At 42.7% G+C, this 17,116-nt stretch carries 20 protein-coding genes and 1 tRNA gene; 8 read left to right on the forward strand and 13 right to left on the reverse strand.

The window, feature by feature from the left end; all coding sequences use genetic code 11:
• Positions 1 to 14: 14 nt before the first annotated feature.
• Entirely contained in the window at positions 15 to 1,220 is a 1,206-nt protein-coding gene (locus ACZ5GB_RS06055) for a molybdopterin molybdotransferase MoeA (protein ID WP_464326349.1), read from the forward strand.
• On the opposite strand, the gene sreC is transcribed toward ACZ5GB_RS06055, so the two are convergent.
• The 3 genes from sreC to ACZ5GB_RS06070 are packed head-to-tail and all read right to left on the reverse strand — an operon-like array spanning position 1,221 to position 3,515.
• Positions 1,221 to 2,231, reverse strand: a complete 1,011-nt coding sequence (sreC, locus tag ACZ5GB_RS06060; RefSeq protein WP_345803928.1) for a sulfur reductase subunit SreC — start codon at positions 2,229 to 2,231, stop codon at positions 1,221 to 1,223.
• 22 nt (positions 2,232 to 2,253) lie between these two features.
• Positions 2,254 to 3,222: a GDP-mannose 4,6-dehydratase gene (locus ACZ5GB_RS06065; RefSeq protein ID WP_464326350.1), complete on the reverse strand. Its 969-nt coding sequence runs from the start codon at positions 3,220 to 3,222 to the stop codon at positions 2,254 to 2,256.
• Positions 3,223 to 3,251: 29 nt separating this feature from the next.
• Positions 3,252 to 3,515 carry a NifU family protein gene (locus ACZ5GB_RS06070; RefSeq protein WP_345803926.1) on the reverse strand — a complete coding sequence of 88 codons (264 nt, stop codon included), beginning with the start codon at positions 3,513 to 3,515 and terminating at the stop codon, positions 3,252 to 3,254.
• 37 nt (positions 3,516 to 3,552) lie between these two features.
• Here ACZ5GB_RS06070 and rimM point away from each other — a divergent pair, with 37 nt between their 5' ends.
• Positions 3,553 to 4,080, forward strand: coding sequence for a ribosome maturation factor RimM (gene rimM, locus ACZ5GB_RS06075; protein ID WP_345803925.1), 528 nt, complete (start codon positions 3,553 to 3,555; stop codon positions 4,078 to 4,080).
• Here rimM and lpdA read toward each other — a convergent pair.
• The 5 genes from lpdA to ACZ5GB_RS06100 form a co-directional block, all read right to left on the reverse strand.
• Entirely contained in the window at positions 4,077 to 5,468 is a 1,392-nt protein-coding gene (lpdA, locus tag ACZ5GB_RS06080; protein WP_464326351.1) for a dihydrolipoyl dehydrogenase, read from the reverse strand. The genes rimM and lpdA overlap by 4 nt on opposite strands.
• Positions 5,461 to 5,664 carry a hypothetical protein gene (locus ACZ5GB_RS06085; RefSeq protein ID WP_464326352.1) on the reverse strand — a complete coding sequence of 68 codons (204 nt, stop codon included), beginning with the start codon at positions 5,662 to 5,664 and terminating at the stop codon, positions 5,461 to 5,463. The genes lpdA and ACZ5GB_RS06085 overlap by 8 nt, the downstream gene beginning before the upstream one ends.
• Before the next feature lie 38 nt (positions 5,665 to 5,702).
• A complete protein-coding gene (locus ACZ5GB_RS06090) occupies positions 5,703 to 6,200 on the reverse strand; it encodes a hypothetical protein (RefSeq protein ID WP_464326353.1) in 498 nt (165 codons plus the stop codon).
• A 21-nt stretch (positions 6,201 to 6,221) separates the two neighbouring features.
• A complete protein-coding gene (locus ACZ5GB_RS06095) occupies positions 6,222 to 6,551 on the reverse strand; it encodes a hypothetical protein (protein ID WP_464326354.1) in 330 nt (109 codons plus the stop codon).
• Between the two features lie 211 nt (positions 6,552 to 6,762).
• Positions 6,763 to 7,611: a hypothetical protein gene (locus ACZ5GB_RS06100; protein WP_464326355.1), complete on the reverse strand. Its 849-nt coding sequence runs from the start codon at positions 7,609 to 7,611 to the stop codon at positions 6,763 to 6,765.
• Between the two features lie 127 nt (positions 7,612 to 7,738).
• Between ACZ5GB_RS06100 and ACZ5GB_RS06105 the strand changes: the two genes are divergently transcribed.
• The gene (locus ACZ5GB_RS06105) at positions 7,739 to 8,284 is read left to right on the forward strand and encodes a hypothetical protein (RefSeq protein WP_464326356.1); all 546 of its coding nucleotides are present in this window, start codon (positions 7,739 to 7,741) and stop codon (positions 8,282 to 8,284) included.
• Here ACZ5GB_RS06105 and ACZ5GB_RS06110 read toward each other — a convergent pair.
• From ACZ5GB_RS06110 to ACZ5GB_RS06120, 3 genes are all read right to left on the reverse strand, one after another.
• The gene (locus tag ACZ5GB_RS06110; RefSeq protein ID WP_345803921.1) at positions 8,274 to 8,909 is read right to left on the reverse strand and encodes a superoxide dismutase; all 636 of its coding nucleotides are present in this window, start codon (positions 8,907 to 8,909) and stop codon (positions 8,274 to 8,276) included. The genes ACZ5GB_RS06105 and ACZ5GB_RS06110 overlap by 11 nt on opposite strands.
• Positions 8,910 to 8,987: 78 nt before the next feature.
• On the reverse strand, positions 8,988 to 9,419 hold the full coding sequence (locus ACZ5GB_RS06115) for a copper chaperone PCu(A)C (RefSeq protein ID WP_345803920.1): 432 nt from the start codon (positions 9,417 to 9,419) through the stop codon (positions 8,988 to 8,990).
• A 66-nt stretch (positions 9,420 to 9,485) separates the two neighbouring features.
• A tRNA-Arg gene (locus ACZ5GB_RS06120) sits at positions 9,486 to 9,559 on the reverse strand.
• 23 nt (positions 9,560 to 9,582) lie between these two features.
• Here ACZ5GB_RS06120 and ACZ5GB_RS06125 point away from each other — a divergent pair.
• Positions 9,583 to 10,755, forward strand: coding sequence for a type III PLP-dependent enzyme (locus ACZ5GB_RS06125; protein ID WP_345803919.1), 1,173 nt, complete (start codon positions 9,583 to 9,585; stop codon positions 10,753 to 10,755).
• Here ACZ5GB_RS06125 and ACZ5GB_RS06130 read toward each other — a convergent pair.
• Entirely contained in the window at positions 10,718 to 11,554 is an 837-nt protein-coding gene (locus ACZ5GB_RS06130) for a twitching motility protein (RefSeq protein ID WP_464326357.1), read from the reverse strand. The two genes, ACZ5GB_RS06125 and ACZ5GB_RS06130, sit on opposite strands and share 38 nt — an antisense overlap.
• Positions 11,555 to 11,644: 90 nt before the next feature.
• Between ACZ5GB_RS06130 and ACZ5GB_RS06135 the strand changes: the two genes are divergently transcribed.
• The 3 genes from ACZ5GB_RS06135 to ACZ5GB_RS06145 are packed head-to-tail and all read left to right on the forward strand — an operon-like array spanning position 11,645 to position 15,144.
• Positions 11,645 to 12,679 (forward strand): Mrp/NBP35 family ATP-binding protein, encoded by a 1,035-nt coding sequence (locus ACZ5GB_RS06135; RefSeq protein WP_345803961.1) that lies wholly within the window; start codon positions 11,645 to 11,647, stop codon positions 12,677 to 12,679.
• Between the two features lie 3 nt (positions 12,680 to 12,682).
• Positions 12,683 to 13,903 carry a cysteine desulfurase family protein gene (locus tag ACZ5GB_RS06140; RefSeq protein ID WP_345803917.1) on the forward strand — a complete coding sequence of 407 codons (1,221 nt, stop codon included), beginning with the start codon at positions 12,683 to 12,685 and terminating at the stop codon, positions 13,901 to 13,903.
• Positions 13,900 to 15,144: an epoxyqueuosine reductase QueH gene (locus tag ACZ5GB_RS06145; RefSeq protein ID WP_464326358.1), complete on the forward strand. Its 1,245-nt coding sequence runs from the start codon at positions 13,900 to 13,902 to the stop codon at positions 15,142 to 15,144. The genes ACZ5GB_RS06140 and ACZ5GB_RS06145 overlap by 4 nt, the downstream gene beginning before the upstream one ends.
• On the opposite strand, the gene mazG is transcribed toward ACZ5GB_RS06145, so the two are convergent.
• Positions 15,113 to 15,871, reverse strand: a complete 759-nt coding sequence (gene mazG / locus ACZ5GB_RS06150; protein WP_464326359.1) for a nucleoside triphosphate pyrophosphohydrolase — start codon at positions 15,869 to 15,871, stop codon at positions 15,113 to 15,115. The genes ACZ5GB_RS06145 and mazG overlap by 32 nt on opposite strands.
• An 18-nt stretch (positions 15,872 to 15,889) precedes the next feature.
• Between mazG and ACZ5GB_RS06155 the strand changes: the two genes are divergently transcribed.
• Positions 15,890 to 17,095, forward strand: coding sequence for a hypothetical protein (locus ACZ5GB_RS06155; protein WP_464326360.1), 1,206 nt, complete (start codon positions 15,890 to 15,892; stop codon positions 17,093 to 17,095).
• Positions 17,096 to 17,116: the final 21 nt, after the last annotated feature.

The raw sequence follows: 17,116 nt of genomic DNA on the forward strand, positions 1-17,116 counted from the left end.
TTATAATTACTCTCATGCTTACACCTTATGAGGAGGCCTTTGAACTACTTATCCAGAGGGTGGAAAGGCTTTCTACGGAAAAGGTCCTACTTTGGAATGCCTTGGGAAGGGTCCTTGCGGAAGATGTATATGCGGACAGGGACAATCCGGCCTTTGACAACTCTGCAATGGACGGCTATGCCATAAGGTCGGAGGACTTAGAAAACTTGCCTGCAAGGCTTAAGGTTGTGGGCGAGGTGCCAGCTGGTGGCGAGTGGAAGGGCGTGGTAGAAAGGGGCTGTGCCATAAAGATATTTACCGGCGCACCCATACCAAATGGTGCGGATGCGGTGGTGCCAGTGGAGTTTGTAAGGGAGGAAGGGGAGTATATAATCGTTGAAAAGCCCTTTAAAAAGGGTGCCAACGTAAGATACAAGGGCGAGGAGATAAAGGCTGGAGACATATTACTAAAAGCTGGAACAAGGATAAGGGGGTATGAAATAGGTCTTTTGGCCTTTGCCAACAAGGTTTTTGTGGAAGTTTATCAGAGGCCAAGGGTGGCCATACTCTCCACGGGAGATGAGATAAAAGAGCCAGGGGAGACGATAGAAAAGCCTTCACAGATAAGAAGCACAAACAACCACCTTTTGTATGCCAAGGCCTTGGAGCTTGGCTGTGAGGTCCACCAGCTTGGCATTGTTCCAGACAATCCAGAGCTTATAGCCAAAGCCCTTGAAAGGGTGGAAGATTATCATGTTTTTATAACCACCGGTGGTGTATCTGCGGGTGATAAGGACTTTGTGCATAAGCTTGTAAAGGAGATGGGCTTTGAGGTGGTTTTTCATAAGCTAAGGATAAAGCCTGCCAAGCCTGTGCTTTTTGCAAAAAAGGACAAAACCCTCTTTTTTGGACTTCCGGGAAATCCTGTATCTTGTGCCATAGCCTTTGACCTTCTTGTTAAACCTGCTTTGTTAAAGATGCAAGGGGTAGAAAACTACAGACCAACGGTCTATAAGGCAGAGCTTTTAAGAGATTTCTCAAGAAAGGATGCGGAGCGCAGGGAGTTTGTGAGAGCAAGGTTTATACAGAAGGATGGAAGGCTCTACTGTGATTATTCACCAAAAACACAATCCCATATGCTTACTTCCTATGTGGATGCCAACTGTTATATGGTAGTTTATGAAGAGGTAAAGGAAATAAAGGCTGGGCAGGCGGTGGAAATCCTGCCCTTTGATTGGTAATCAGAACCTTATAACAGTCCTTTTCCTTTCCATATAGCCCTTCCTTAGCTTGTAGCCTTCCTCTGGATATAGGCCATAGAAGAGGTTTTGCACGTGGTTTCCTTCAACAAAGAAGCACCACCTTTCCAAAAGGCTACCTATTACAAGGCTTGCAAAGGTTATGGTATAAAAGACATAGTTGTGATTGCCCGTGATCCAAGAGTATAGCACAAGGAATAGGGGGACCACAAAGGTCAAAATATAAGCCACTGGAAGCACAGACCCAAGAATATCCTTACCCTTTTTGTAATAAAACTCTGTGGTGCAGTAGTTGTTGGTGGTAGTGCCCGTATCCAGAACCCTTATGGGTCTGTTGTGGGGAAGGTTTAGGGCTTCATTTATGGTGGGCCTTGAAATGATAAACTGTCTTATGTTAAAAGCTATTCTAAAGGCAAGCCCAAGGGAGACAAAGAGGAAGGTAAGGAAAAGATAGTTGGGTATGAACTCTGGCTTGTAATGGTATGTTAGGGCCAAAAAGGCGGAAGAGCCAAGCATAAGGTACATGTTAAGGTAGTATAGGACGGTGAGGGGTGTGTGCCACTCAAGGACGAACCTGTTGCTTGCATATATCATGGCTGTGGAAAAGGCGGAAAGCCAACCAAGTATGTAGGCTATTATTCCAAAGGTGTGTTGCACAAAGGGAGAGGCGTTAAAGTAGTAGCTAAGGGCATACAGGAAAAGGGCAAACCCGTAGGCACCACTAAAGACAGCCTCACGGGAAAGCCAAGAGGTATGAAAACGCCTTATGGCCTTCCAAGCCCTAAGCTTGTGTCCAAGGTGAAAGCTTGCGCCTACGGCGCCAAGTCCTATTAGCACCAAAGAAATTATAAGGGCCGTTAGCACAGCCTCTCTTGGCATGGCCGTATTTTTACCAAAAAGGGTCAAAAATTCCATAAAGTAGACAAAGTTGAAAAGGCCTATGGATATGCCCGCCGTTAAAAAGAACCATATAAGGGACAAAGGTGGATGCATCCTTCTACCTCCTCGTAGAATATTATAGCCTTACATCTTTTATCCAATCCCAGTTTTCTATGGTCCACTCCACAGTCCTTTTTATGCCTTCCTCAAGGCTCACCTTTGGCTCCCAACCAAGAAGACTTTTCGCCTTGCTTATATCAGCCCAAGTGGCCTTCATATCAGCCTTGTGAAAGTCCCTCATTTCAAGCCTTGCCTTTTTGCCCGTGTATTTTTCTATAAGGCCTATCATCTCTAACAAGCTATGGGGTCTGTTGTTGCCAAGGTTTATTATCTCATAGCCCAAAGGCTTTGTGGCCAGTATGGTGCCTTCCGCAATATCATCTATGTATGTAAAGTCCCTGCTTTGGGACCCATCGCCAAAAACCTCCAAGGGCCTATCCTCCAATATCCACTTTATAAACCTAAAGACGCTCATATCTGGCCTTCCTGCGGGACCATATACGGTAAAGTATCGGACCACAGATACATCAATACCATAAAGGTAGTGGTATGTATAGCAAAGCACTTCTGCAGATTTTTTAGAAGAGGCGTAGGGTGATATGGGCGTGTTTACAGGAAGGTCCTCTCTAAAGGGCATGCTTTGGCCTGCGTAGAGTGAGGAGGTGGAGGCAAGCACAAACTTTTTCACTCCGTATTCTTTACATAACTCAAGAAGGTTAAGAGTACCAAGCACATTGGTGGTAAAGTAAACATAAGGATTTTCCATAGAATATCTCACACCCGCCCTAGCAGCCTCGTTAATAACACAATCAAAGGAATTTTCTTTAAAAACCTCCCTAAGACCTTCAAGGTTTTCTATATCCACTTGGTAAAAGCTAAAGTTTGAATGTTTTTTTAGGCTTTTTAGCCTATAATCTTTTACTTTTACATCGTAGTAGTCGTTTAAGTTATCCACACCAATTACTTTGTAGCCTCTTTCTAATAGCTTTTCAGATACCTTCCAGCCTATAAAGCCGGCACAACCTGTAACAAGAAAGGTTTGCATAGATTGAATTTTATCACAAATTTAAAGCTTTAAAAACCAAAGGTCATTGGAATATCCATATTAACGTCTTTCACTTCCTTTATCTCTGGGAACTTATTTTTTAATGCCCTTTCTATGCCTGCCTTTAGTGTTAGCACAGACATACCACAGCCAGAACAGGCACCTATCATCCTTACCAAAACGGTGCCATCCTCCTTTATGTCCACAAGCTCCACATCACCACCATCAAACCTAAGGGCTGGTCTAATCTCATCAAGCACAGCTTCCACTTCTTCCCAAGTAGGCATAGCCATCTTTCTCCTCCTTACAAAAGTTTTAAACTATAAGTATATGGAAAGGGAAAGCGTAGGCAATGAGGAAAATCAGTATGTGGTGATAGGAAAGGTGCTTGACACCTATGGCCTAAGAGGGGACCTAAAAGTTGAACCCTACCTTGACCCAAAGCATTGGCAGAAGATAAAAAGGGTATTTTTAAAGCATAAACAGAAAGGCTATGTGCCTTTTAACATAGCCATGCTAAGACCCCATGGAAATCGCATGTTAATTATGCATTTTGAAGGCTATGATAGCCTACCTCAGGTGGAAGGTTTTAGAGGTGCCAAGGTCTTTTTGCCAAAGGAGGAGATCCCAAAAAGGAAAAAAGATGAATATTACTACTTTGAGCTTGAAGGTCTTGAGGTGTTTAGCCAAAGTGGAAAGTTTTTGGGAAAAATAACCGGCATTGTGGAACAAAAACCCTACGACCTTTTGGAAATAGACAACGGAAAGCTTTATATACCCTTTGTAAAGGCTCTGGTAAAAGAGGTAAAACTGGAGGAGGGAAAGGTAATAGTTGATGAAAGCCTTTCGGAGCTTTAATGCCTTTTAGCCCAAGTTATGGGACCAAAGTGTATTTCCATGCTTGCTTGGCCTATGGTTTCCGAGAGGGAAGGATGGGAATACATGGCTTTGGAAAGGAAATCTACTTTTAGGCCTGCCTTCATAACATGCAAAAATTGGTGCAATAGCTCGCCGGCATGAGGCCCAAGTATATGACAGCCTAAAAGATTGCCCTCCTCGTCCGCCACTATCCTTACAAAGCCCTCATTCTCCCCATCATCCATAGCCTTTGGATTGGATACAAAGGAAACTACCCCTACCTTTACCTCATAACCCTCCTCCTCTGCTTGATCCTCTGTAAGCCCTACGCTTGCAATCTCATAGGCAGAGTAGATTATCTTTGGCACTATCCTCTCATCCCTTCTCATATCTTCCTCACCCAGCATGTGGCTTATGGCCACCTTTGCCTCATACATGGACTTGTGTGCAAGCATCAAGGGAGAAGTTATATCGCCACAGGCGTAGATGTTTGGAATGCTCGTTTGACAAAACTCATTTACCTTTACAAAGCCTTTAGCATCCCTTTCTACCCCCACCTCTTCAAGGCCTATGCCCTCTGTGTTTGGTCTTCTGCCTACACCAAGGAGTATGAGGTCTACCTTTGTTTGCGTTCCATCGGATAAATTTACCTTTAGACCACCTTCACAAGGCTCCCAGCTTTGCACCGTTGTTTTTAGCCTTATATCTACCCCAAGCTTTTTTAACTTCCTCGCCAAATACCTGGAAGACTCTTCTGGAATATCTGCAGAGGGAAGAAGCCTGTCCCTTATCTCTACAAGAACCACCTCAGACCCATACATCCTAAAGATGTAGGCAAACTCTACACCAACGGCACCACCACCCACTATAAGCATCCTTTTTGGAAATTTTTCAAGATTCCATATCTGGTCTGTATCGTAAACGTGCTTTCCATCGGGTGCAATATCGCCAAGGGATGTGGTGGAAGAGCCAGTTGCCAAGAGTATGTATCTTCCTTTAAGTTCCTCTCCCGAAGGTTCTACAATCACAGTGTTTTTGTCTTTTAGCACACCTTTGCCGTAAAATATGGGAATCCTTAGATGCTGGGCAAACTTTTTAAAGTTCTCCCTTATGGTAACAACCACCCTATCCCTTCCAGCCCTTAGGCTTGCCATGTTTAAGTCATAACCCTTGAGAGATACACCATAATCTTGAAGCTTTTGAAATTTCTCCAGCATATATGCACCATGTCTCATATACTTGGATGGTATGCAACCCCTATTTAAGCAATTCCCACCAACAGTTTCTGGGCTGAGCTCCACAAGAGCCACTTTCATACCCCTTCTGTGAGCATATAAGGCACCCTCGTAGCCTCCGCTTCCTGCACCCACTATGATAAGGTCATACATCCTTTTTCTTCCTCCTTTCTTTGTATACTTCCTGCCTGCACCTTTTTATTATGGTGCGGTACTTATAATACACGGAAGGAGTTTTTATGGGAAGTTTGTAGTATTTCTCAAGCATAAGCATAATATCTTCTGTGGTAGTGTATTTATGGTTTCTGATTATGCCCTTTATATACTTGATTATGCGCGTTTCTTTCATGGGATTGAATTATTTTAATGGACACGCCGGGTGAGAAATTAGACCTCAAGTTCACCCCTCCTATAATAGCTATATCCAATAGCATAAGCATATACATACACAAGCACACAAGTTAAAGTCCTCCACCCACTACCAGCATTAAAAAGCTTTATCTGACTTATAACACCTTCCACTACCTGCCTTTTTGCCCTCATCTCCCTACTACCACACACAATCACACCTTCACAACCCCTATAACCCCTATCTCCATACACCACACAACTCTCCACAAGCTTCCTAAACCATAAACTCCTTCTCTTCCTTTCCCTAAATGCCCTAACCTCATGCACACTTCCAAAGCTTATCCACACATCATAAACTCTTCCCCACCTATCACATAACACCATCATCAACATGCCATACCTGACCTCCTCAAACTCCACTACCTTCCCATTGTCTCTCCGAACTATCTTCCTTCTCCTCTTTGCCCACCATACCTTCCCTCTTACCCTCCTTATCTTCTGTGTCCTCGCCCTGTTTACATTGGCTATGTCCACTATGGTTCCATCTATTACAAGTTATATCTTCTTACCATACAAAAGCCTTGCTAAAATCATAAGCCTCAGCTTGTGAAGCTTGTATTCTCTCAATATCCTGTATACTCTCTTGAGTCTGTATCTTCTGAAGATATGCCATGATTGTATGGATGGGTCAATAAGTAGTTTAGCTAAGGTGAGGACTTTTGTATTGGTTATGTAGGAGAGTATAAAGATGGCTGCTATATGGATGTCTGTGAGTTTAGGCTTTCTGCCTGCTTTAGCTTTTGGCACATTAAGGAATGGCAAGGCATTTTCAAGGTCTTTTAGAATTTGTTGGTAGATGCGTAGGTAAGGTGGTATAATTTCCATGGTAAAAACCTCCGATGGTTTTTAGGGCTACTATTATAGTAGCCCTGCTGTCTTTTTATTGATATGGAAGGTTTAGCTTAAAGGGAATTTCTCACTCGGCGTATGGGATTGAATTATTTTAATGGACTTTACATTGAGCTATATTCTGACATTTATCATTGAAGCCCAAAAAGGTTAGAATAAAGTGAGGAAAGATACGCTGGGTGAGAAATTAGACCTCAAGTTCACCCCTCCTATAATAGCTATATCCAATGGCATAAGCATATACATACACAAGCACACAAGTTAAAGTCCTCCACCCACTACCAGCATTGAAAAGCTTTATCTGACTTATAACACCTTCCACTACCTGCCTTTTTGCCCTCATCTCCCTACTACCACACACAATCACACCTTCACAACCCCTATAACCCCTATCTCCATACACCACACAACTCTCCACAAGCTTCCTAAACCATAAACTCCTTCTCTTCCTTTCCCTAAATGCCCTAACCTCATGCACACTTCCAAAGCTTATCCACACATCATAAACTCTTCCCCACCTATCACATAACACCATCATCAACATGCCATACCTGACCTCCTCAAACTCCACCACCTTTCCATTGTCTCTCCGAACTATCTTCCTTCTCCTCTTTGCCCACCATACCTTCCCTCTTACCCTCCTTATCTTCTGTGTCCTCGCCCTGTTTACATTGGCTATGTCCACTATGGTTCCATCTATTACAAGTTCTATCTTCTTACCATACAAAAGCCTTGCTAAAATCATAAGCCTCAGCTTGTGAAGCTTGTATTCTCTCAATATCCTGTATACTCTCTTGAGTCTGTATTTTCTGAAGATATGCCATGATTGTATGGATGGGTCAATAAGTAGTTTAGCTAAGGTGAGGACCTTTGTGTTGGTTATGTAGGAGAGTATAAAGATGGCTGCTATGTGTGTGTCTGTGAGTTTAGGCTTTCTGCCTGCTTTTGGTTTTGGCACATTAAGGAATGGAAAGGCATTTTCAAGGTCTTTGAGGATTTGTTGGTAGATGCGTAGGTAAGGTGGTATAATTTTCATGATAAAAACCTCCGATGATTTTTAGGGCTACTATTATAGTAGCCCTGCTGTCTTTTTATTGATATGGAAAGTTTGGCTTAAAGGGAATTTCTCACCCGACGTAAAGGTTAGAATAAAGTGAGGAAAGATGTCTCAAGAGCAGTGGGATTTTATAAACACCCTTGTGGTGGTGGCAAGGTTTATTCAAGTGCTGGGCTTTTTCTTTGCCATACTTATGCTTATAAAGGAGTTTCCCATAGCTCATACCTTTTTGGTCTTTGCCATAAATCTGGTGGGCTTTTTTGTAATACTTACTGGAATACTCACAAGGTTATTTTCTCTTCCAGAAGTTCTCTTGATGGATGCCCTTATAATAGGCCTTAGCCTCATCATCTTTTTAAGGGCTTACCGAATAAAAAAGCTTAGAGATAAGTTTCCTCCACCACCAAAACCATATACCCGTTGTCCGGTATGCGGAGCCTACATAAAACCTCAATCGGATTACTGCGTGCTTATGGACAGCAAAACACACCTTTACTTTGATAGCAAAGAACATTTGGAAGCCTTTTTAAAGGACCCACAAGCCTACAAAATATCAAAGGAGATGAACTACGACGGCGTGAAAAAAATCTGCCTTAACAAAGAAGAAGGTTGGATAGAATGGGGGCAAAACCCCCAGAGGATTACTTTATAAAGTCTTTTAGAGCCTCATAGGCCTTCATGGCCTTCTCAAACCTCTCGTTTATCACATCCCAGTTTAAGCTTTGTAAAAAGGCCTCTATGTAAGGCGGCCTTTTGTTCTTTTGGTCCACATAATAGGCATGCTCGTAGGTATCAAGCACTATCAGAGGTATAAGGCCGGTGTAGTTATATACATTGTGAGCGTCCAAGCCGTTTACCACAAGCCTTCCGGAGAATATATCAAGGCCCAATATGGCCCAACCTCTAAAGGCTATACCTGCTGCCTTTATCTCTTGAATACAGGCATCCCAAGAGCCAAAGTCCTCTTCCACCTTTTTCTTAAGGGCATCGGAAGGCTGTCCCTTTGGTCCAAGATGTCCAAAGTATAGCTCATGCAACACCACGCCCATGTAGTTAAAAGTCTCTTCCACCTTCAATTCTCTGTATTCTGAGTAGTTTTGGTTTGCCTTGCTCCTGTCGGAGAAGCTAAGGTCTGCAAGCTTCTCTTGAATTTCGTTATACTTAGCCACATAGCCTTTGTAGTGGGCTTCAAAGTGCGGCTCTATTTGCTCGTTGGATATGCCATTAAGGTTGGAAGGCTTTAGATGGTCCCTTGGCTGTAGTTTATGAACTGGCATGGTTTCACCTCCTTGCAGTTTTATAGCACATTATAAACCTTCTCAAAGCTCACAAAATATGAGAAATCTCAATATAGCTTAATGGTTATGGTGCATATGCCCACCCATACCTTTCTTCACAGGAGCTTGCACCTTTATCTCCCCAGATTTTTCAAACTTAAGTGTTATCTCCACCGTATCCCCTTCTTTCAAAGGCTTGTTAAGGTTTATAAGCATAATATGGTAGCCACCGGGCTTTAGCTCTACCTTTCCCCCTGCCGGCACTTCAAGGGCCTTCACCCTTCTCATCTTCCCTTCTATGGTTTCGTGTATTTCTGTTATCTTAGAAGCGTTGCTAACAGCATCCAAAAGCTTGTCCGCCTCTTTGCCCTTGTTCTCTATTACCATGTATGCAGCAGACATCTTAGAAGTTGGTGGCACCTCCCTTACCCAAGCATCTTTTACTTCAATCTTTGGCTGTGCAAAGGAAAGGGACGCTAACAAAAGACCACCAAGCATAAGCTTTTTCATGACTATCACCTCCGTGGTTAATTTGAAGATAATTTTATGATATGTTTTGTGAAAATTCAATGAAAGCCAGCCCGGCGGGAGTCGAACCCGCAACCTTGGGATCCGTAGTCCCACGCTCTATCCAGTTGAGCTACGGGCCGTTTGGAATATATTATATGCCATAATGGTAAAAGAGACCATAGACCCCCTTGCGATTCAGTATGATTTTGCCAAAAGGTATTTTAAGGAATTTATCTCGGAAAGGGACCATCTACTTCCATATCTCTCCCCAAACAAGACACCCATCTTGATAATGGACCTACAAGGTATAAAGAGCAGATACTTAGAAATAAAGTACCATTTTCCACAGTTTAAGGTCTACTATGCGGTAAAAGCAAACGACCATATAGAAATTCTCAAAACACTTGCAGAGCTTGGCTGTGGGTTTGAGATAGCCTCTTCTCAAGAACTTCAAAAGGTATTGGACCTGGGAGTAAAAGGAGATAGGATTATATCTAGCAATCCCATAAAGCCACCCGATTTTATAGACCACTGCTACAGGTCTGGAGTAAATAGGTTTGTAATAGATTCTTTCACAGAAGTGGACAAAATATCTAAGATAGCTCCAAGGTCAAGGGTTTATGTAAGGCTTGTGGTACCAAACGAAGGAAGCGACTGGCCCCTTTCAAAGAAGTTTGGTGTGGATGTGGATATGGCTCTTGACCTGCTTGAATATTCTCAAGAGAAAGGCCTTATACCCTATGGCATTACCTTTCATGTGGGGTCGCAGTGCAACAACTTTAGAAACTGGCTCATAGGTATAAAAAGGGCCAGCGAACTGTGGCAAAAGGCCAAGCTTAAAGGCTTAAGATTGCAGATGCTTAACTTGGGTGGTGGTATTCCGGTCAAATACACCTACGAAGCCCTCAGGGTGGAGGATATAGCCTACTATGTAAAGGGCCTTATACAAAAGTTTATGCCCTCCTTGCCCCATGAGCTTCAGATAGAGCCGGGAAGGGGTATGGTGGGAGACCAAGGTATAATGGTTTGCAGGGTTATAGGGAAGGCAAAAAGGGGAGAAGAAAATTGGCTTTACATAGATACGGGCGTTTTTAATGGGCTTGCGGAAGCCTTAGGCGGTATAAGGTACCCCTTCTATTTAGAAAAGGAAGGCATGTTGAAAGAATGGACCATAGGTGGTATTTCCTGTGATAGTATGGATGTGATAGCACGCATGGTGCCTTTGCCAGAACCAGAAGTAGGAGACTATATATACATCCTCTCCACCGGTGCCTACACCACCGTTTATGCGGCGGAGTTTAATGGTTTTCCAAAGCCTGAGGTTCTGTGTGTTTAAAGTTAAGCGTGCAAAAGCCCTTCTCTCCTATTTCCAGGTTTATCCATATTCTTAAATATCCTTCAAAACTGTTTAAAAGCTCCTTTTCAACCACAGGAAGGTTTAGAAATATTAAAGTTTCCTCCTCCACCAACCTTTTTAAGTACTCTACCTCTTTCTGGGGTATTAATTCCCTCTGCCCAAGATAGAGTATATCGGGGTTTATATAAAAAGCATCTCTCACACCTTCTTCAAAGTTTTCCACATCTACACCAACCTCCCTTTGTATAACAAGGGATTGGCCATGTTTTAGCAAAAAGCTTAAAGGTGATTCAAGTATATATATCACCTTGTTATACCTTTCACAAATACTTTGAAGGAAAGAGTATACAAAAGTACTTGTAAGAGCTTGGTTTTTAGACTGAAATATGATAACACCAGAGGTGTGAAGCCTTACTATATCCTCTAAATTCTTAAGGCCGTTTTTGTCCTGACATAGATTGTTAATAGGTGGTATGTTATATGGTGTTTTGACTATGTGAACTACATAGCTTCCTCTTTGGGTTATGTAGCTTACCCTAAATCTTCCTATGGTCTGGATGCCAAAGGAGAAAACGCCTTCTTTGCCAAGGGGGCCAAGAGTGGAAGGTGTGTGGCTCCTTAGAGCGATCAATGTATCCCTTATATCTTCCGGGTTAAGCAAAAAGTCTGATGCTCTAACCAGCTTATTACCTCTTCTTTCTGTAATAAAGGCCTTTGGCACCAGGTACAACTCTGTTATGTCTTCCTTAGTGCTAAGATAGTTAATTATATAAGGCATATAGTTCATCTTATTACCCTATCTTTGATAATTCTCATAACACCCCCTTGTTTTAATAATTATATTATTTTCAAAATCAAGGAGGAAAAAATGGCTGTAAAGGACATAATGGACGCTCTCAGAGATGAAGTTATAGAAAACGCAAGGCTATCGGAGCTTGTAAAGGATATAAAGCTTATAGGCAATACCCTTGAGATAGTCTATAGGCTTCCCAAAAAGGGCCTTGAAGAGGAAATGGTAGAAAAAACCAGGCTTGCCCTTGAAAAGGTACCAGATGTGGAAGATGTAAAGATAAGGTTTGTGGAGGATATACCAGCCCAGCAAGTTATGGGTTCTCCAGCCTTTACAAGAAGAAGGGTACCGGGCATAAAACACCTAATTGCGGTGGGAAGTGGTAAAGGTGGTGTGGGTAAATCTACCGTATCCGCCAACTTAGCCCTCGCCCTTTCAAAACTGGGCTACAGGGTGGGATTGCTTGATGCGGACATATACGGTCCAAGCATTCCAACCATAATGGGTGTAAAGGGCGAAAGGGTGCATGTGGATGAGAACAACCGCATAATTCCCATAGAAAAGTATGGCTTAAAGCTTCTTTCCATAGGCTTTTTGCTTCCTTCGGAAGACACGCCCGTTATATGGCGTGGTCCCATGCTTATGAAGGCCCTCACCCAGTTCCTTTTTGATGTTAACTGGGGAGAATTGGACTACCTTATCCTTGACCTACCACCCGGCACAGGAGACGTTCAGCTTACACTTGCGCAAAATGTGCATATGGGTGGGGCCATAGTGGTTACCACTCCACAAGATGTGGCCTTGGCAGACGTAAAAAAGGCCGTTGCCATGTTTAGAGAGGTTCAGATACCCATTTTGGGTGTTATAGAAAATATGGCCTACTTTGTTTGTCCCGATAGTGGTAAAAAATATTACATCTTTGGAAAGGGTAGAGTGGCAGAGTTTGCTGCGGCCTACGGCCTAAAGATCCTTGGGTCCATACCCATAGACCCGGAGCTGTCAGAGACTTCAGACAAAGGTATTCCGGTGGTAGAGAGCCATCCAGACTCAGATACTGCAAGGGCCTTTATAAGCATAGCCAAGTTAGTAAGCGACCTTACAGAAAGGAGGTAAAAGATGTTTATACAGAAAGCAGGTAAAAGGGTGGTCTATTTGGACCATATAGCCACAACGCCTGTGGCGCAGGAAGTTATTGATGCTATGCTTCCCTATTTTAGGGAATATTTTGGCAATCCTACATCCCTTCATAGCTTTGGGCAGGTTGCCAAAAAGGCCATAAACAACGCAAGAGAAAAGCTGGCAAGCCTTATAAACGCCAGCTCTCCAGAGGAGATAATCTTTACATCTGGCGGTATAGAAGCCAACAACCTTGCCATTAAGGGTATATTGGAAGCTTATGAGAAAAGGGGAAGGCATGTAATCACCACAGAGATAGAACATCACTCCATACTCCATCCTCTCAAAGGCTTGGAAAGAAAGGGCTGGGAAGTAACATACCTAAAGCCAGACAAATATGGCCTTATACATCCAGACCAGCTTGCAGAGGCCATAAGGCCAGACACAGTACTAATAAGCATAGGACACTCTAACAGAGAGGTGGGGACCATACAAAACATCAAAGAACTTGTAAAGGTGGCAAAGGAGAAGAATCCAAAGGTTATATTCCACACCGATGCCTGTCCAAGCCTTGGACATTACCCCGTGGATGTAAAAGATTGGGGTGTGGATGCCGCTTCCTTCACAGCCCATCTTATGTATGGACCAAAAGGCGTGGGCGCCCTTTGGACAAGGAAGGGAGTAAAGATAAGGCCTCTTATAGAAGGTGGAACTCAAGAGAGGGGTGTGAGGGCTGGCACAGAAAACGTGCCCGGCATAGTGGGCTTTGGGGCTGCCTGCGAGCTTGCTATGAAGGAACTTCAAGACAGAATGGAAAGGCTCTCCCGCTACAGAGACAGGCTAAGAAAAGGCCTTGAGGAAAGGCTTGACATGATTGAATTCACAGGACATCCCACTCAAAGGTTGCCACATCACCTTTCCTTGATAGTTCACCTCATAGAAGGTGAGGCTATGCTTTTGAGGCTTGACCTTATGGGTATTGAAACGGCCTCCGGCTCTGCCTGCGTATCCTTGGCATTAAAGCAATCCCACGTTCTCTTTGCCATTGGAGTGCCAAAGGAAGTGGCAAACGGGTCCATAGTCTTTAGCTTTGGAAGGGACAACACAGATGAAGATGTGGATTATGTATTGGAAGAGTTTCCAAAGACGGTAAAACTCCTCAGAGAACTATCACCCTTTAACCCAGAAAACTGGGAGCAGTATGTAAAGGGCAAAAAATGAAGATATTGGTACATATATGCTGCGCGCCCGATGCGGTCTACTTCTTAAAGAGGCTTAGGGAAGATTATCCTAAGGCTGATATAGTGGGCTTTTTCTATGACCCAAACATTCACCCTTACGAGGAGTACAAGCTTAGGCTCATAGAGACCCAAAGGATATGCAAGGAATTGAATATAGAACTGCATGAGGGCGAATACGATGTGGAAAGGTGGCTTTCTTATGTGAAGGGCTATGAAGATGAACCAGAAAGGGGCAAAAGGTGCGCCCTTTGCTTTGACTACAGGCTTTTGAGGAGTTTTGAGTTTGCCAAGGAGGTGGGGGCCACCCACCTTACCACCACACTGCTTATGAGCCCAAAGAAGGAGTTTTTGATGCTAAAAGAGAGTGGTGAAAAGGTATGCGAAGGCTCGGGTATTGAGTTCCTTGCATTGGATTACAGAAAGGGCGGTGGCACTCAAGAGATGTTTAGCCTTTCAAAGAAGTTGGAGCTTTACCATCAAGACTACTGTGGCTGTATATACGGACTTTTTAAACGGAAGAAGGAAAAGGCCCAATGGGACCTTTTGACCTTTGGAGGAAGAAGGCCCGGAAGCAAGGAGGAGATGATATTTATAAAGGAGATAAGACTCTTTGCGGAAGAGGAGCTTTCTCTTTCATGTAAAGAGTGGGAGTTTGGCTTCTTAAACTGGAAGGTGGTAATGGGCAAGATAGAGGTGCAGGGCCAGACCATACCATCTTTGGTGAGACCTTTCTCTTCTTCCATTAGAGGCCTCTTGAAGGCGGACCCGTTGGAAAAGGTGGGAAATGTGATTTACTACAACAAGGGAGGTTTGAGGATAATCCTAAAAGAAAGGCTGGAAGACGAACACATAGAAAGGATAGATGGCCTTTGCAATCCCACCTTTATTGTCTCCAAGGAGTATGAGGAGATTCTTTTGAAAAACAGAGTTAGCGCCACACTGCAAACGGAGATAACACCGGATAAATCTTTGGTGCTATTGGTAGGAAGCCAAGAGGCGGAGGAAATTTTCAAGGTTCCGGCGGATACTTTGCAGGACGGAAGAGGAATAAGCTTTGAATGGGTTAAGGAACTCCTTTTAAAAGAGACAAAGGATATAGCCATAGGCAAAAGGGCTTATCTTTTTGTGGGTGCAAGCAGCCTTGGAGACCCCGGCACAAAGTTTTTTGAAGAAAGAACGGGAAGAAGGGTTAGCCCTCTTCTTTGTAGTCAAACTCCTTAGCCTCCATCCAAAGCCTATCCATCTCCTCAAGGCTCATATCTTTTAGATTTCTGCCAAGCTCCTTGGCCCTTTTCTCCATATACCTAAACCTCTTTTCAAACCTGTCGTTGGCCTTTTGAAGGCAAAGCTCTGCATCAAGGCCCAAAAGCCTACCAAGCTCTACCACCGCTGTTAGAATGTCTCCAAGCTCATGCTCCAGTTCTCTCCTGTCTTTTAAAGCCATAGCACCTTTTAACTCCTCTATCTCTTCCAAGAGCTTTTCCAAGGCTTGCTCTGGCCTTTCAAAGTCAAAGCCCACAAGGCTTGCCCTATCTTGAAGCTTTTGGGACCTCATAAGGGCAGGAAGGCTCTTTGGAACACCATCCAAAACACTCTCCCTCTCTTTTAGCTTCCTCTCTTCCCAATTTTTGAGAACCTCCTCCGGGCTTTCACATCCAAAAACATGGGGATGTCTCTCTATTAGCTTTTTGTTTAACTCCCTTATCACATCCCATATATCAAAGGCTCCCCTTTCTTTGGCAATCTGAGAGTGGAAAACCACCTGCAAAAGAAGGTCTCCAAGCTCTTCTTTTAGCTTTTTATCATCCTTAGAGTCTATAGCATCCAAAAGCTCGTAGACCTCTTCTATGAGGTATTTTTTTAAACTCTCATGGGTCTGGCTTTTGTCCCAAGGACATTTTGCCCTCAGTTCTTCCATTATTTTGAGGAGCTCTTCAAAAGGTTGCATGGAAGTATATTATAGTCTATGGTCAGAGAAGCCCTAAAACTGCTCTTTCTCATAACAGCCTATAACTTTATATTGCATTACCTATCTGGCTTTTTACCCTTTGACCTGTTTCCCCAAAACTTAGAAGACATATTAATAGTCCTATCCATTGTATCCGCCTTATACCTCGCTTGGCTTTTTGGATATAGGGAAAAAACCGTTATATGGCTCGCCTATGTGTCCTTTTTCCAAGTGGTTGGGCTTTCTTTAGTAAGACAAGATTATACAGTTATACCTCAGTTTGTTCCGCCTTTACTAATTACAGTATTGCTTATATGGCTTTTTGAATCACCAGTAGAAAAAAGGGTAAAGGAGCTTGAAGAAAACAGAAAAAAGCTTGAAGAAGAACTTTTGAGGAACGAAGAAGAACTTAGCAGGCTCACAAAACAGATAAACATTTTAAAGGAGCTTATAGAAGGCCTTTCTAAGGAAAAGGAAAATATAGAAAAACAGTTGGAAAGACTCAAACAAGAGGAAAGTATAGAAAGACAAGCCTTAGAAAGAGAAAAAGAAGAGTTAAATAGGCGCTTAGAGGAAAACCAAAAGAAGCTTAAAGATTATATGCAAAGACTTGAGAAGCTAACAAGAGTAAATAAAGAGCTTTTTGAAATGATTGAAATAATGCAAGAAAAAGAGCCAAAAGGAGGAAAAGAAGAACTTATTAGGCTAAGGCAAGAAAGAAAGAGATTGTCAAGAGAGCTTATACAGCTTCAAGAACTTTTGGAGGAACTATCTCAGGAAAATATTGAACTAAGTCAAAGATATGAAAATATAAAGCAAGCTTTTGAAAAAGAACTAAGAGAAAAGGAGCTTCTAAAACTGGAGATTGAAAATTTAAAAGGGTCTTTGGTAAGTTCTAAGGATATATATGAGGAGATTTTTAATATATTTTTTGACAATATAGAATTTGAGGAAAAGGCAATTAGAGAATTTATACAGTTAAATGTAGAAGCTAAAAAGGAATTTATAAAAGAGCTTTTTCTTTTAAACATGAAGAACTATGATGATAAGTTTGAAAGTATGAAAGGTTATAAAAATATTTTAAAACTAAAACCTGCAGGAGGTAGGATATACTTTACCTTTGGAGAGAAGAAAAGATGGAAGGTGTTGGGTATGCTATGGGGCGAAGATGACAAAACGAAAAATAGATATGTGAGGGAACTTTTGGTAAAATATAAAAGGTAGAAATTTCGGAAAGGAGGTTTT

Source organism: Hydrogenobacter subterraneus (assembly GCF_055390195.1).

Excerpts from the sequence above, each read along its gene's own strand:
- ACZ5GB_RS06055 (WP_464326349.1), top strand. The coding sequence starts at position 15 with ATGCTTACACCTTATGAGGAGGCCTTTGAACTACTTATCCAGAGGGTG.
- sreC (WP_345803928.1), bottom strand. The coding sequence starts at position 2,231 with ATGCATCCACCTTTGTCCCTTATATGGTTCTTTTTAACGGCGGGCATA.
- ACZ5GB_RS06065 (WP_464326350.1), bottom strand. The coding sequence starts at position 3,222 with ATGCAAACCTTTCTTGTTACAGGTTGTGCCGGCTTTATAGGCTGGAAG.
- ACZ5GB_RS06070 (WP_345803926.1), bottom strand. The coding sequence starts at position 3,515 with ATGGCTATGCCTACTTGGGAAGAAGTGGAAGCTGTGCTTGATGAGATT.
- rimM (WP_345803925.1), top strand. The coding sequence starts at position 3,553 with ATGGAAAGGGAAAGCGTAGGCAATGAGGAAAATCAGTATGTGGTGATA.
- lpdA (WP_464326351.1), bottom strand. The coding sequence starts at position 5,468 with ATGTATGACCTTATCATAGTGGGTGCAGGAAGCGGAGGCTACGAGGGT.
- ACZ5GB_RS06085 (WP_464326352.1), bottom strand. The coding sequence starts at position 5,664 with ATGAAAGAAACGCGCATAATCAAGTATATAAAGGGCATAATCAGAAAC.
- ACZ5GB_RS06095 (WP_464326354.1), bottom strand. The coding sequence starts at position 6,551 with ATGGAAATTATACCACCTTACCTACGCATCTACCAACAAATTCTAAAA.
- ACZ5GB_RS06100 (WP_464326355.1), bottom strand. The coding sequence starts at position 7,611 with ATGAAAATTATACCACCTTACCTACGCATCTACCAACAAATCCTCAAA.
- ACZ5GB_RS06105 (WP_464326356.1), top strand. The coding sequence starts at position 7,739 with ATGTCTCAAGAGCAGTGGGATTTTATAAACACCCTTGTGGTGGTGGCA.
- ACZ5GB_RS06110 (WP_345803921.1), bottom strand. The coding sequence starts at position 8,909 with ATGCCAGTTCATAAACTACAGCCAAGGGACCATCTAAAGCCTTCCAAC.
- ACZ5GB_RS06115 (WP_345803920.1), bottom strand. The coding sequence starts at position 9,419 with ATGAAAAAGCTTATGCTTGGTGGTCTTTTGTTAGCGTCCCTTTCCTTT.
- ACZ5GB_RS06125 (WP_345803919.1), top strand. The coding sequence starts at position 9,583 with ATGGTAAAAGAGACCATAGACCCCCTTGCGATTCAGTATGATTTTGCC.
- ACZ5GB_RS06130 (WP_464326357.1), bottom strand. The coding sequence starts at position 11,554 with ATGCCTTATATAATTAACTATCTTAGCACTAAGGAAGACATAACAGAG.
- ACZ5GB_RS06135 (WP_345803961.1), top strand. The coding sequence starts at position 11,645 with ATGGCTGTAAAGGACATAATGGACGCTCTCAGAGATGAAGTTATAGAA.
- ACZ5GB_RS06140 (WP_345803917.1), top strand. The coding sequence starts at position 12,683 with ATGTTTATACAGAAAGCAGGTAAAAGGGTGGTCTATTTGGACCATATA.
- ACZ5GB_RS06145 (WP_464326358.1), top strand. The coding sequence starts at position 13,900 with ATGAAGATATTGGTACATATATGCTGCGCGCCCGATGCGGTCTACTTC.
- mazG (WP_464326359.1), bottom strand. The coding sequence starts at position 15,871 with ATGCAACCTTTTGAAGAGCTCCTCAAAATAATGGAAGAACTGAGGGCA.
- ACZ5GB_RS06155 (WP_464326360.1), top strand. The coding sequence starts at position 15,890 with ATGGTCAGAGAAGCCCTAAAACTGCTCTTTCTCATAACAGCCTATAAC.